Raw genomic sequence first — 13,571 nt, 5'->3', positions numbered from 1 at the left:
TTACCCCATCCTCAGATTTTCAGCACCAACCAGACGGTTGTAGACGAAATAAAGGGCGAGCACCACAACCAGTAGCACGATGCTCAGTGCAGCCGCGAGACCCCAGTTCAGCGAGGTCTGAATATTGAAGGCGATCATATTGGAGATCATCTGTCCCGACTGCCCACCAACAAGAGCCGGTGTGATGTAGTAACCAAGGGCCAAAATCAGCACCAGTAGCGCGCCTGCCCCGACGCCCGGGAGCGTGATAGGGAAATAGACCTTCCAGAAGGCACTAAACCGTCCGGCACCAAGTGATTGCGCGGCCCGCATATAACTGGGAGGAACGGCGACCATCACGCTGTAAAGCGGGAGTATGAAGAACGGCAACAGGATGTGCGTCATTGCAATCAAGGTGCCGGTGAGATTGTAGATCAGCATTACGCGATTATTCTCGTTTACCACGCCAGCGAGCACGAGAAGATCGTTCACGACGCCTTGGGATTGCAGCAGGACCATCCATGCGGTAACCCGAACCAGCATGGATGTCCAGAATGGAACCAGCACAAGGATCATCAATCTGTTCGCAGTTGCCTTTGAGCTCGTCGCCATCAGGTAAGCGATCGGATAGCCCATTACACCGCAAAGCACCGTGACGGCGATAGCTACCCCAAAGGTCTTAAAATACAACGATCGGTAAATCCGCTCATCCTGCGGTTGGGAGGCGATACTTCCGCTTTCATCGCGGCGGAAGTCTAACGCCGATAGATAGTTGTCGAATGTGAAGGTGCGCGTGGCACGCGTCAACATGGGAATTATTTCAGGCTCACCCCAAGTCGGATCGACACTAGCGAACCACTGGGCGGTAGGTGCATCGTCAGTAGCCGCAGCGCGCCGGGCGGTACGCTCGACGACGGATCGCAGCCCTGGGCGCTCGGCGTTCAGCCGGCTCGCGATAATTCCGAGCTTGCCCTGATCTCGGGCCGAAACGAGATCGCGAGCCAGGCTCTGCCAGACCTGGTTCCCCGTTTGCGCGTTCGAAGCACTCTCGAGCGTACGGGCTGTATTCGGCAGAAGATCGCACAATGTTGGATCGTAGATGCTGACCTGAAACATCTTGGCGATTGGCACGAGGAAGGTCAGCATCAGGAACAGAATCACGGGCGCAACCAGCAACAACGATCTGCGCGTCTCGCGCCGCCGTGCTTTTTGAACGCGCGTTTTCAATGCGGTGCTCCACTGTTCCTGAAATGAAGCGTCCGTGTTGTGCGTCTCGACCATAGTCATCGGATTCATCGCTATCCTCCTACTGCCAGTAGCGCACGGCTGTCAGCGGAGCGCCAGCCGATAGGCACTGTCTGCCCGGCCTGAAGGGAACCAAGACTCGACGTATTCGCCAGTTTCACTATGATTTCGTTGCCGCTGGGGATCCGGCATGTCAGGCGAACGTGATCGCCGAAATACGTAGACTCTACAATCTGGGAACTCACCTGATTCTCAAAAGATCCGTCCTGTCCAGCAAGCGACACCCGTTCCGGCCTTAACACCAGGGTGATATGCGTACCCGACGCAAGTGGCTTGGTGGCCACCGCTTCAAATCGACAAGCTCCGTGCGTAATCTTTGCGCGATAGCCCCCGCTTTCTGACACATAACAGTCGTCCACAACGCCTTCCAGAAGATTGTTGTCTCCAACGAACCGCGACACAAACTCCGTGTTCGGTGATTCATAAATCTCAGTCGGCGGCCCAATCTGTTCGATCACTCCATTGTTGAAAATGGCAACCCGATCGGACATCGCCAAAGCTTCGTCCTGATCGTGGGTCACATATACGACCGTAACGCCCAGCAACTTGTGCAGGTGCTTGATTTCAGTCTGCATGTGCTCGCGAAGCTGCTTGTCCAGCGCACCGAGGGGTTCATCCATCAAGACAAGAGTTGGCTCAAACACAAGAGCTCGAGCCAGCGCAATACGTTGTTGCTGTCCTCCTGAAAGCTGAGCGGGTCGACGGAACGCAAAGTCCTGCATTTTGACCATCTCTAACGCCCGTGCCACGCGCTCGGCGATCTCGCTCCTTCGCATCTTCCTTGCGGCCAACGGGAACGCCACGTTGTCCGCAATCGACATATGAGGAAACAGGGCATAGTTCTGGAACACCATACCGATGCCCCGCTTATGTGGTGGCGTGTTTGTCAGATTCACGCCACCAATGCTAATCGTCCCCGCAGTGGGTGCCTCGAAGCCCGCAAGCATCATCAGCGTCGTCGTTTTGCCCGAGCCTGACGGACCCAGTAACGTGACGAACTCGCCACGTTTGACTGAGAGCGAGAGTGATTTGACGACGTGCGTATTGCCGTCGTAGCTCTTCTCTACCTGCGAGAAAACAACGTGGTTACTATCGGCTCGTTCAGCATTGCCTTGTTCTCGCTGGTGGAAGACGTTTAGCATGTTCATAACGTTCCTCTTAGTGGGCCATCCATGCAGCCCAACGGCGATTAATTTCGTCCTGCTCGTCGTTCCAGAACGCCGTGTCACTGGCGAGGCCGACCTTCAGATTCGCAGGCGATGTCGGCAGATTCTCTCGCAGAGATGCGTCCACCAATGGCAATGCGGAACGACGCGCGGGGGCATAGCTGATGTATTTGGTCTGAGCAGCAAGTTGAGGCGCCGAAGTTGCGAAGCGGATAAAGTCGAGCGCGGCCTCTTTATTTTTACTGGCTTTCGATACAGCGAATACATCACCGTTGATGATCTGGCCTTGCCAGAGAATACCGAAAGGCTTCTTGTCCTTGGTGATGGCGTCTGTGAATCTGCCATTGCCGCCTTCTGTCATCACGACCTCTCCATCGGCGAGAAGCTGGACGGACTGTGCCTGCGCCCCCCAGAAGATCGCGTTGGCCTTGATAGTGTCGAGTTTCTTGAACGCGCGCTCGAGGCCGGCCGGCGTACGCAGGGTTGCATAAACCTTGTCTCGCGGTACGTCATCAGCCAGGAGCGCCCATTCCAGGTTTCCGTTCGGTTTGTTGCTTAGCCCGCGCTTGCCCGGGAACCTCTTCAAATCAAAGAAGTCGGCAATTGTTGCAGGCTGCGCCCCGCTAAACTTTCGCTTGTCATACGCAATCACGTTCGACCAGAGGATCGTTCCGACGCCGCAGTCCATCAGGGAACCCTGCACGAAGTCGGAAGACGCGGACTTGCCATCCTGACCGTTTGGAAGCGAACCCGGCTTTATCGGTTCAATCAATCCTTCGTCGCATGCGCGAGCTGCATCCTGAAATTCAAGATCGATCACGTCCCACGCACCGGAGCCCGCCTGCACCTGCGAACGAAGCTCTGCCAGCCCGCCGTTGTAGTCAGCGGGAAGGACTTTGGTCCCGGTTTTTACGGCGTACGGCTCAAAGAAGGCCTTCGACTGGCTTGCGGTATATGCCCCACCAAACGAGGCGACGACCAGTTGTTGAGCACTGGCAGACGTGACAGGGAGAATCGCGCTCAGCAACACGAAAAGACAGGTCCGAGCGTGCTTCGATGTTTTGAGGATTTGCATACTAGCCCCTTTACATTGCGTTGAAGTTGAATTCGCTATGGAGCAGGCACGTCTATGTTGGCGCCAGTTCCTGTTCAAGATGTCGTGCAAGTTCAAGAATCGCTACGTCCTTGCCTGGTGCGCCGATGAGCTGCACACTGACTGGCAATCCTTTGTCATCGGTGCCGGCAGGTAGTGCTACAGCCGGTGCACCGACCAGATTGAAGAAGGACGTAAAAAGCGTCAGCGCGTTACCGATCGGGAGAAGTTGATCGCCGACTGGTATTCGACTACTGCCTGTTTCGGGCGCGACAATCGGGCATGTGGGAGTCAGGATCGCATCAATCGTCTCAAAGTGCCGAATGAACGACGCCCGGTACACGCTCAGCAGCCGTTGGCATTGCACATAGCTTTCAGCGGATAACTGTTGACCAAGGACGAAGCCGCTGCGGATATCGTGCCCATACTTCTCACCTGACGACGCTATCAATGGCGTGTGATACGCCAAAGCTTCGGCCAGTTGAATCGTGAGAGATACGGTCCGAGATTCAGCTTGTTCCGGCAGCTCAATCTCATGGAAAGTAGCGCCGGAGGACTTTAGAGCAGCAACTGCCAGTTCATATCCGGCTCGAACGCCGGGTTCCAGAACAGAGGTCCATCCCCTCGGAATCCCTATACGAAGGGATTCCAGCGAGCCGTTAGCACCGAAGACATCCAGGTCAGTCAGCGAGTCGATCACGACGGAAACGTCATCCGCATTCCCTGCGATAATGCCCACATGGTCAAGCGTCCAGCAGAACGGAATGACGCCAGTGGAGTCCAACAGTCCGAACGTCGGTTTGAAGCCGGTTACTCCGCACAGCGCTGCCGGTACACGCACTGACCCCCCTGTATCAGTGCCCAACGCAAAGGGAACGATCCCGGCTGCAACCGCAGCAGCAGAGCCGCCACTGGAGCCCCCTGCCAAACGCCGTTGGTCCCACGGGTTCACTGTCGTGCCGGTGAACTGATTCTCCCCGGTAGCACCATATGCGAACTCGTGCATGTTCGCTTTACCAACGAGGGCTGCGCCCGCTTCTGCCAGCTTCCGCACAACGACGGCATCTTCTTGCGGATAGTGCTCAGCCAATACCTTGCTTCCCGCCGTGGTCCGGATCCCTTCCGTTTTGAAGACGTCTTTCGCCACGTACGGGATACCGTCGAGTATCCCCCGCCGTTTACCAAGTTGGCGGCGCTCATCGGCCGACCTTGCCTGAGCGCAACCGCGATCACCGGTCACCGTAATCAAGCTCCTGAGCAACGCATTGGTCGCTTCCGCGAGCGCCAGGCTGTGATCAACAACCTCAAAGGCTGTGACATCTCCACGCGAAAGCGCCTTTGAAAAGCTCCTCAGGGTGTTGCCCTTCGCTGGCTTCATGGCTGACGCTCCGTGATCCAGAACGGGGGCTGGTCGGCAAGATCCTTCGCCCGGATTACTGACAGCCGCTCTGCCAGGCTGGATAGGTCCGAGACGACACCAAAACGCGGGTTGACCAGCTCTTCGAGATCTTTCTCGCTCCAACGACTGCCAAAGAACTCGCGATTTACCGCGATCAGTGTTTTGAGGGTAACCCGATCGTCCATGGCGCTTACACCACTGTCAGTTTGCGCGGATAATCGGTCAGATATTCAAATCCATCTGGCGTCACGACGATCGAATCTCCTACTCGCCCGCCAAACTCTCCTTCGATCGTGATGCCACCGTCGACCGCGAAGGTCATACCCGCTTCCAGAGTCCGCTGCTCGCCGCGCTTGAGCTCCGGAGTCTCAAGGAACGAGTAGCCGATCGAGCGTCCGGTCCGATATCCCGGGGCAAATCCCGCGTCGCGATAGACCTCTTCAGCGGCAGCGTTGACATCTTCACAGCGCACACCTGGCTTGATCTGCGCGAGTGCGGCTTGCTGTGCCGCAACGGCGGCCTCATAGACCCGAGCTTGCTCGTCAGTCACAGACCCGACGAAGAACTCGCGGTCGAAGCCGAGCTTGTAGTTCTTGAAGTTTGCGATGCCACAGAAGCACAGATAGACCGGGTCGCCGCGCTTCAGTGCGCGAACCGAGGATCGACGGTGCACAAGACAGACATCGCGCCCGGACTGGAGGATTTGAAGGTTGTAGATCGTCGGCGAAACGAATCTATCCTCGTGTCCATCAAGAAACGAAGCAGCTTTTCGTGTACCTCCAGCAATGACTGCCAGCGCAATCTCGTACTCCGGTACGCCCTCCCGGATGACTTCCTTTGCCGCCTCGACCATCGCAACAGCCACCTGCCCGGCTTGCCGCATGACCGCAATTTCGTTTTCAGACTTGATCGTCCTCAGATCAAGGATGATCTGACCCACATCGGTCAGGCTGTCTGCCTCAACGGGAAGTACACCCGAAACAAGCGGAGGCATTTTCGCGCGCTCAATTCCCACGCGCTTTGCCTTCGAAGCCTGCAGCACCTCTCGCAGCGGCTTGCGCCATTCATCATCAATACCATCGGCCCAAGGACGGATATCTTTGACCCAGGTCATCAGACCGCACATCTCGGATTCCATCAACGGCGTGATCAGGACCGGCTCACGATCCTGAGAAATCACCATCAGCGTAGGGCGGCCAAATTCAACGCCCAGATAGTTCCAGAAGCCCCCGAAGTAGGCCACTGAGTCTGGGTCGCTAATCAACGCCACATCGATATCGGCGCGACGCAGCGCGTCACGCAGTTTGCCCGCCCGGCATGCATATTCGTTCACATGTCCTCCTGTTGTTAAGCTGTATGCAGCAAGTACACAGCTCGACTCTAGGAGCACCAATTTGCCATGTCAAGTGGTATGTTCGCTTAGGTTAACCAAGGTATCGCGAACCGGAAAAATCGGATAATAACGATATTTATTGCGCTTATTCAGTTACTTACAACCAAACGATATTCTCCTAACTCTCTGCACATCCCGCAACGACCGGCTGGTCTCATCGCCCACCCTTCCGTAAACTGTGCTAACCTGTGTACAGGTTGCGGACAGCTACCGATCCTGGTTATTATCGGGCAGATTGCAGCACCAGCGCAGTCATAACTCGGCGGCGCCGACTATCTCATTCACACTTGTGAAGGATTTTTCAATGGCACGCGTGGTCAAATTAAAGGGGCAAGCTTTGCGGCCCACCTCGAAAGCGCCGGCAGTTCGCGGCCAGATGCCGGACATCTATCTGACGTTGCGCGATCGCATCTGCAGCCTCCACTATCCGCCTGGCACATTGCTGGGAGAGACCGTGCTTGCCGAAGAATTCGAAGTTAGCCGTACGCCTATTCGTCAGGTCCTGCAGCGGCTCGAGTACGAAGGTCTGGTTGAAACAAAAAACGGCGTCGGCACGATCGTGAGCGGTGTTGATTTTCGGGAGTACCGTGACACCTACAATTTCCGGTTGAGGCTGAGCGAGATGCTGGGTGACTTTTGTTCACCCACCGATGCCCCGCAGGCACTTGAGCGCATCGAGCGACTGGTTCCGCGCGCTGCCGCGCTATCGAACGCCTCTCGCGACTTTGACGAGTTCTGGGCAATCCTTCACGAGCTACATTTCGCGATCAATGAACTGATCAGAAACAGGGAACTGCGACAGACGCATGATCGGTGCTATTTTCAGGCATCACGTGTCTGGTACAACTTCGTTAGCGATCTTTGGGAAGAAGAAGTCGAGTATTTGAAACGTGAACTGGAAGAGTGCTGCCGGGCGCTCCGAGCGGCAGATATGCGCGCCTTGGGCCTGGTGCAGCGCAACTACATCTCCTTCGGCTTGGCTCGCATCGCACGATTCATAACCGGCTAGTCGCTCACATCCCTAGCTTACCCGTAGGTGGACTATGTCAAAACGCTTGCAATTTTCCGTAACGAGGAGTCCGCGTCATGACCGACAAGACTGGATTTAAAGCCAAGCTTGATGGTGGTCGCCATGACCGTGCAAAGGCCGGATTTGTACTGCTTGCTACCGAGCAGACGATTGAAGACGACATGTTCACCTTGCTTCCGAAGGGGATAGGAATCCATTTCACAAGGGTCCCCAATCCGGATAGCATAACGAGGGAGTCCCTCGACAACATCGCGTCCAGCCTTGCTGATGCGGCGGCTCGAATCCTTCCTGACGGCAGCCTCGATGTCATCTGCTACGGTTGCACCTCCGGCAGCCTTGTTGTTGGTGAGAAGAAAGTTTTCGCGGAATTGACCCGAGGCGCTCCGAATGCGAAGACCACAAGCATGATCACAGCGGTGATTCGCGGACTTCGTGCCATCGGTGCCAAACGGATCGTTATCGGTACGCCCTATCTCGACGAGATCAATATCATGGAAAAGTCCTATCTGGAAAACGAGGGCTTTGAAGTATTGGCTATCCATGGTCTTCAGCTAGAGAAAGACAGCGATATGGTGCGAGTCACGCCCGACAGCATCGTGCAAATGGCTCTCTTTCTGGATCGGCCAGACGCCGACGCGATCTTCATCAGCTGCGGAGCACTCAGATCGATCGAAGTCATCGAGGAGATTGAACAGCGGACCGGAAAGCCAGTCATTACCAGCAATCAGGCAGTCGCTTGGGACGTCATGAGGCTTGCAGGGTTGCCGGACCGTATGAACGGGTATGGTCGGCTTCTTTCCTCGTACTGAGCACATTGCCGAAACGCGGCACTGAGGCACGAAAACCCGTTCGGGTCTCAAGTCAATCACTGAGCACACTTCGGCAGCGGTTTTAGCACGAAGGCTTTGGTTGATGGCGATATGAGCGGCTTCGGGCTCAAACGAGCGTCGTGCTCATAGCGGCCGGCATGTGCGGCGTTTCAGGATGGTACGTCTCATCAAAAGCCTTCATGTTGGGAGCAACAATGAAACGCTCTCGGTCACCTATCGATGTTCGCGCTTTGGAAGCGTTCGTTGCGGTGTGTGAGACCGGCTCAATGACGGCAGCCGCGAAGCGCCTCCAAGTCAGCCAAAGCGCGGTAAGTCAATCCATCGCTGCTCTCGAGCGCGAGCAGGGTGCAGATCTGGTCGACCGGGACAGCCGTCCACCGCGTCCAAATCTGGCTGGGCGCGCCTTGCTCGAACTTGCCAGTCCACTGCTCCAACGTGCGCATACGGTCAGCGGCCGGATCAAGGATGCTTCGTTAGCTGGCACCCCGCCTGTGCGCCTCGGATGCGTCGATTCATTCGCAGCTACCGTCGGGCCGGAAATCATCCGCGCGATGTCCGGGTCAACTCGCCAGATCGAAATGTGGTCGGGGCTCACGCCTGCACATTCCAGACAAGTGCACGATGGTGAGGTCGATGTCGTGGTGTGCACGCAGACGGTGGTCAACGACAACCGCATTGTCGAGCTACCTCTTCTCTCGGAGGCTTTTCTAGCTGTAATGTCTCGCCGCTGGCTTGATGGACGCGCGCCCAAAGACTCACATTGGAGGCAATTAGCCGCTGAGCTACCGTTGATACGGTATACGGCCCGATCGGTGATTGGACAGCAGATCGAACGCTTGGCACGACATCTGGGCATCAATGGCCCGCGTCGATACGAATTCGATGCCACCGATCCGATGCTTAGTCTGGTCAGCGCAAACCTTGGATTTGCGATCTCAACGCCGCTTTGTCTATGGCAGGCACGACATTATCTCAACGAGATCGCTGTTTTTCCACTCCCGACAGGACGGCTCAGTAGACGCGATTTTTTCATCCTGCACAGGCAGGGGGAGTGGGTTGAGTTCGTGGAGAATATCTCTTCGCTCACCGGTCGGGTGTTGGATCAGCTTATCTGCCCCGCGCTCACCCGCAGTTTGCCCCAGCTACCGGCAGACGCATTGCTCCCGAAACCGACGAACTAGAAAGGTTTCGTGAACGACTTCTACACATTAACGCGCGGAAACGCCCCGCTTCTCATCTCTATTCCGCATCTCGGCACTTACATCCCCGACGCCCTTCGAAACCAGTACACGGATGCGGCGTTGACAGTCGCCGCTACCGATTGGCATCGGGATCGTCTTTATGCCTTTGCACTCGATTTAGGTGCGACGGCCATCGGCGCGCGCGTTTCACTGGATAGCGTCAAGCAGCACGGCCGGCGTGCTGCTTGACGCTGTTCCATGCCGTCCGTGCCGCGACCGATCTCTGCCTACCAATACCACAGTGTATTGATCCGTGTCAGTCCTTCTTGGCGGTGCACCTGGTAACATTTCGATTGTACCGGTCGCGCTGCGGCACTATCGATCACGCCGACAAGGGCTGCATTCACCGTTTGGTTCAGACAGTCTGTACTACCATGGAGCATGTCATGCCGGACTCACTTTCTGTATGGCACACCGAGCACGTTAGTTTTGCCCGGCTGCTCGATCTTCTCGAAGAACAGGTGGCTGCGCTCCATCGGGGCGAGAGTCCGAATTACGGGCTTATGAACGACATCCTTTACTACATGCGGAATTTTTCCGATCGTATTCATCATCCGCGCGAGGATGTCGCGTACGCTCGGCTTGCCAAACGCGATCCCGGGATTCAAGTCGTCGTGAATCGAGTCCTGCAGGAGCATCGCGTGATTGCCGCGGCCGGCGATGAACTCCTGAATCGCATCAATGAAGCCGCGGGAGATGTCATCGTCTCCCGCACGGCTCTGGAGGCGGCCACGGCCACGTACCTTGTGTACTATCGTCACCACATTTCTACTGAGGAGCGAGATTTGATGCCTCGCGCCGCGCAGGTGTTGACGGAACAGGACTGGGCAGCGGTCGATGCCGTCGTTTCTGCTAGCCCCGATCCGCGTTTTGGAGAAAAGGTGCTTGAGCGTTTCGAGGCGCTTCGCAAACAGATCGCAGTAGATGCGCGGATGCAATGCACATGAGCCCAGCCGCCGATCGCTCCTTGCGCAACTCGTACTGCAGGCAACCGGTTAATGGCTCTCCTTTCGCACATTCTGCCATCGTGGAACGGTCACGCATACGTGATGGCCGATCGATGATCGGCAGGAGTCCATCCATTCTGACATGAAGGCCGTCGTGGACGCTTGACGAATGATTCGCCTGCCGAAGATCGAGAGTCGAGACGAGACCTCGTCGCCCGACATCATTTGCCACACACGATATTGTTACGTGCGGCGAACTGGGAACGTTGCAAAGCAGACTTGGGTCGCGAACCCAATGAGCCGGGCACGGACCAGTAACCCCCAATTTGCTCGGGTGTAGTCGTGCATAAGTCAAATGCACCGGCACCCAACTCAGTAGGAATCAGGCAAAGACGATTGCCTCCATTGACACGCAGGCCCCGGCAGCCTGAAAACCAACTGGCTCTTTCGCAACAAGAAAATCGAGATGAGAAAGCTCTGAGACTAAAATAGGATCCTACGTAACGAGCGAGTGGGAACTGCTCTGCGGCGGTTCTGCCTATATCATCGTGTTGCAACTCCCCCCTTGCGGTCCATATGCATCAGTTCGATGCCGACAAGAACGATGCGCGCACACTTAACTAAATGATGTTTGAAGCTGTCGCCAGCATATGATGCAGCAGGCCAGCTTCAGGAAAGCTTCATGGATGAAAGCGAAGCGTTCGAAGCGGATGCGCAAGCGTCGGAAGTTGTGAAGCCAGACGACAAGCAAACGGCTGGTCTGAACCCTATCGACGAGCAAGATCTATTGACAGCAATTAGACGACAAGCGCAAGCGCCTAAGAATCGACACAATGACGGCAAACCGACATCTCGCAACCCGACATTGTCGGATGTTCGACATAGCGAAAGACTGGAAAATAACTTGTGAAAGAACTCGCAATTTTTTTGTAATCGTCCTAAAGAAGAACATTCACAATGGAACGTGGACATAATGTCCAATCTCGGTGTCAGTAAAGGTTATTTCATCTTCCTGCTATTTACGGGTGCTGGCTCAACTATTGCATGGTGAGAAGGAACAAAGGAAAGGAAACGCGAAAGTCGCGTACCGACTCCGTCCGCAACGAGGCAGTAGACTTCCCTTTTAAATCATTCGTGCGAGGAGCTTATAGCCTCTGTGACACAAGGCACAACGTTCCGTACACCAAGCATACACTCTTCGGCTACGCGCACACGTCGACCATCCGCGCTATCAGACCTGAGGGGGGATTGAGTCCAAACCTGCAGAAGCTCCATGGCCTGCTCTATGAACAGAGAGAGTCACGCAACTGAACAATCAAAATGTTAGCTCGAGTGTTGGCCGGAAAGCCCTGATCACGCCTATGATCGTCGCGTGCGCCATATTCATGGAATGTGTCGATGAGAACGTCATCGTCACGGCTCTGCCGACGATGGCACGCGATTTCGGGCGTGATGCGGTGACGTTAAGAGTTGCAGTGACGAGTTACGCCGTTGGGCTCGGCGCGTTTATACCTGTCTGTGGCTGGCTCGCAGACCGCTTCGGTGCGCGCACGGTGTTTCGCTCAGCGATTGGCATCTTCCTAGTCGGCTCTCTCCTCTGCGTGGCGACAAATTCCCTCATCACCTTCGCGCTCGCACGCTTCGTGCAAGGCGTCGGAGGCGCGATGATGGTGCCGGTGGGCCGGATCATCATTATTCGCGTTGTGCAGAGGGCCGATATCATACGCGCGATGAATTATCTCAGCGTTCCCGCGATGCTCGGCCCCGCCGCGGGCCCGCTACTGGGGGGCCTTATTACAACCTACTCGCATTGGCGCCTAGCTTTCCTTGTCAACGTGCCTATCAGCATTCTCGGCATCTGCTTGACGAATAAACACATGACAAACACCGACGAACCTCATCCGGGCTGCCTCGACTGGACAGGCTTTTTTCTGACAGGGGCGGGTACTGCTCTACTCCTGCTTGGCTTGTCCCTTATCGGTTCTGAACTCGTTACGAACCGCGATGCTTGCTGCATGGCTGCAATGGGCGTCGTATTGCTCGCCGGATACGTTGCACATGAACGGCGCACACCGCTGCCCCTCCTCGATCTGCACTTTTTCGACATACCGACATTTCGCGCGAGCGTCCTCGGCGGATCGCTGTTCCGCATCGGCCTTGGCGCAATGCCGTTCCTGTTGCCTCTGATGCTGCAGGAAGGATACGGCATGAGTGCCTTTGAGTCAGGCCTCATCACTTGCGCGTCCGCTTTGGGTGCCGTGTTCACACGCACGGTTGCCACACGCGTACTGCAACGCTACGGCTTCCGTTCGGTGCTGGTGGTGAATGCCGCGCTCTCGAGCGTGTCGGTCGCAGCTCACGGATTTTTTTTCCCGTGCACACCAACGTGGGTCATCTCGGTAGTTGTGCTGGTTGGCGGCTTCTTTCCGGCGCTGCAATTAACGGCTCTCAACTCGTTAACCTATGCAGAAGTCGCGAGTCGCGACGTTGGACGGGCAACGAGCCTCGGCAGTGCTGTGCACCGGATGTCGCTCGGTCTAAGCGTGACGATCGGCGGCATCATGCTGCAGATTTCCCGCCTAGCGAACGGGCACGCGTCTATCATGTGGTCGGATTTCTGGCCCGCGTTTCTGCTGGTGAGCTTGTGCTCGCTGGCGTCGATTCCCGTCACGCTGCGCTTGCCGCGTCGCGCAGGAGAGGAAATTACACGCGCCAGCCGTATCTGATCTTCAAGCGAATTCTTCGCCGCCCGTCGAATCGCACACTTCACGATAACCACTGGTGAAATGGTTCGCGCAGGTGGCACGCGTATTGCCAGCGAGCCTGGTGAAATCCTGTCGCGGGCCGCTGAAAAAAGATTCGGACGCCCCTGCAGAATGCTCGCCACTTATTCCTGCATTCCGCGGCATCCCGCTACCCGACGATCAATCCGTGCCGGATCGCGTACCGGATCACCTCGGCATTATTGGAAAGCCCGAGTTTCTGCATCAGTCGCATCTTGTGTGTACTGATCGTTTTCGCGCTGAGCGCGCAAGCGTCGGCGATTTCGTTGATGCTCCTTCCCGCCGCGAGCATCTGCAGCACCTGAAATTCGCGGTCCGACAGCACTTCATGCGGCGGCACGTCGCCGCGCTGTGTTTCGAAGACCATGGCATCGACGAGTTTCGGATCGATGAAGCGGCCACCGT

The 13,571-nt window shown here is 56.2% G+C and carries 13 protein-coding genes and 2 pseudogenes; 7 read left to right on the top strand and 8 right to left on the bottom strand.

Annotation, left to right across the window (positions count from 1 at the left end):
* Genes AB4Y32_RS33750 through AB4Y32_RS33725 form a run of 6 tightly spaced genes read right to left on the bottom strand, consistent with a single transcriptional unit; the run spans nucleotide 1 to nucleotide 6,275 of the window.
* On the bottom strand, nucleotides 1-1,275 hold the full coding sequence (locus tag AB4Y32_RS33750) for an ABC transporter permease (protein ID WP_368725470.1): 1,275 nt from the start codon (nucleotides 1,273-1,275) through the stop codon (nucleotides 1-3).
* A 2-nt stretch (nucleotides 1,276-1,277) separates the two neighbouring features.
* On the bottom strand, nucleotides 1,278-2,432 hold the full coding sequence (locus tag AB4Y32_RS33745; RefSeq protein ID WP_368725469.1) for an ABC transporter ATP-binding protein: 1,155 nt from the start codon (nucleotides 2,430-2,432) through the stop codon (nucleotides 1,278-1,280).
* A gap of 10 nt (nucleotides 2,433-2,442) precedes the next feature.
* Nucleotides 2,443-3,525, bottom strand: a complete 1,083-nt coding sequence (locus tag AB4Y32_RS33740) for an ABC transporter substrate-binding protein (RefSeq protein ID WP_368725468.1) — start codon at nucleotides 3,523-3,525, stop codon at nucleotides 2,443-2,445.
* A 52-nt stretch (nucleotides 3,526-3,577) separates the two neighbouring features.
* Entirely contained in the window at nucleotides 3,578-4,921 is a 1,344-nt protein-coding gene (locus tag AB4Y32_RS33735) for an amidase (protein ID WP_368725467.1), read from the bottom strand.
* A complete protein-coding gene (locus AB4Y32_RS33730; RefSeq protein WP_368725466.1) occupies nucleotides 4,918-5,127 on the bottom strand; it encodes a hypothetical protein in 210 nt (69 codons plus the stop codon). The genes AB4Y32_RS33735 and AB4Y32_RS33730 overlap by 4 nt, the downstream gene beginning before the upstream one ends.
* 5 nt (nucleotides 5,128-5,132) lie before the next feature.
* Nucleotides 5,133-6,275 carry a M24 family metallopeptidase gene (locus AB4Y32_RS33725; protein ID WP_368725465.1) on the bottom strand — a complete coding sequence of 381 codons (1,143 nt, stop codon included), beginning with the start codon at nucleotides 6,273-6,275 and terminating at the stop codon, nucleotides 5,133-5,135.
* 364 nt (nucleotides 6,276-6,639) lie between these two features.
* Here AB4Y32_RS33725 and AB4Y32_RS33720 point away from each other — a divergent pair, with 364 nt between their 5' ends.
* The 5 genes and pseudogenes from AB4Y32_RS33720 (at nucleotide 6,640) to AB4Y32_RS33700 (ending at nucleotide 10,383) form a co-directional block, all read left to right on the top strand.
* Nucleotides 6,640-7,344 carry a GntR family transcriptional regulator gene (locus tag AB4Y32_RS33720; RefSeq protein WP_368725464.1) on the top strand — a complete coding sequence of 235 codons (705 nt, stop codon included), beginning with the start codon at nucleotides 6,640-6,642 and terminating at the stop codon, nucleotides 7,342-7,344.
* A 77-nt stretch (nucleotides 7,345-7,421) separates the two neighbouring features.
* Complete coding sequence (locus tag AB4Y32_RS33715) at nucleotides 7,422-8,174, top strand: arylmalonate decarboxylase (protein WP_368725463.1); 753 nt, start codon at nucleotides 7,422-7,424, stop codon at nucleotides 8,172-8,174.
* A gap of 215 nt (nucleotides 8,175-8,389) precedes the next feature.
* The gene (locus tag AB4Y32_RS33710) at nucleotides 8,390-9,376 is read left to right on the top strand and encodes a LysR family transcriptional regulator (protein ID WP_368725504.1); all 987 of its coding nucleotides are present in this window, start codon (nucleotides 8,390-8,392) and stop codon (nucleotides 9,374-9,376) included.
* A 9-nt stretch (nucleotides 9,377-9,385) separates the two neighbouring features.
* Nucleotides 9,386-9,586, top strand: a pseudogene (locus AB4Y32_RS33705) (N-formylglutamate amidohydrolase); the annotation flags it as partial.
* Between the two features lie 236 nt (nucleotides 9,587-9,822).
* Nucleotides 9,823-10,383 carry a hemerythrin domain-containing protein gene (locus AB4Y32_RS33700; protein WP_368725462.1) on the top strand — a complete coding sequence of 187 codons (561 nt, stop codon included), beginning with the start codon at nucleotides 9,823-9,825 and terminating at the stop codon, nucleotides 10,381-10,383.
* Nucleotides 10,384-10,999: 616 nt separating this feature from the next.
* Here the strand turns inward: AB4Y32_RS33700 and AB4Y32_RS33695 are convergent.
* Nucleotides 11,000-11,122, bottom strand: a pseudogene (locus AB4Y32_RS33695) (IS5/IS1182 family transposase); the annotation flags it as partial.
* On the opposite strand from AB4Y32_RS33695, the gene AB4Y32_RS33690 reads away from it, so the two are divergent.
* On the top strand, nucleotides 11,066-11,293 hold the full coding sequence (locus tag AB4Y32_RS33690; protein ID WP_368725506.1) for a hypothetical protein: 228 nt from the start codon (nucleotides 11,066-11,068) through the stop codon (nucleotides 11,291-11,293). The pseudogene AB4Y32_RS33695 and the gene AB4Y32_RS33690 sit on opposite strands and share 57 nt — an antisense overlap.
* Nucleotides 11,294-11,744: 451 nt before the next feature.
* Entirely contained in the window at nucleotides 11,745-13,109 is a 1,365-nt protein-coding gene (locus AB4Y32_RS33685; protein ID WP_368725461.1) for an MFS transporter, read from the top strand.
* A 187-nt stretch (nucleotides 13,110-13,296) separates the two neighbouring features.
* Here AB4Y32_RS33685 and AB4Y32_RS33680 read toward each other — a convergent pair.
* The coding region (locus AB4Y32_RS33680) for a response regulator transcription factor (RefSeq protein ID WP_368725460.1) at nucleotides 13,297-13,571 on the bottom strand (275 nt) is incomplete at its 5' end.

It is taken from the genome of Paraburkholderia phymatum (assembly GCF_040965635.1).
GTDB lineage: Bacteria > Pseudomonadota > Gammaproteobacteria > Burkholderiales > Burkholderiaceae > Paraburkholderia > Paraburkholderia phymatum_B.
The sequence above is the reverse complement of the archived record's forward strand: the minus strand, read 5'-3'. Positions and strand labels throughout refer to the sequence as shown.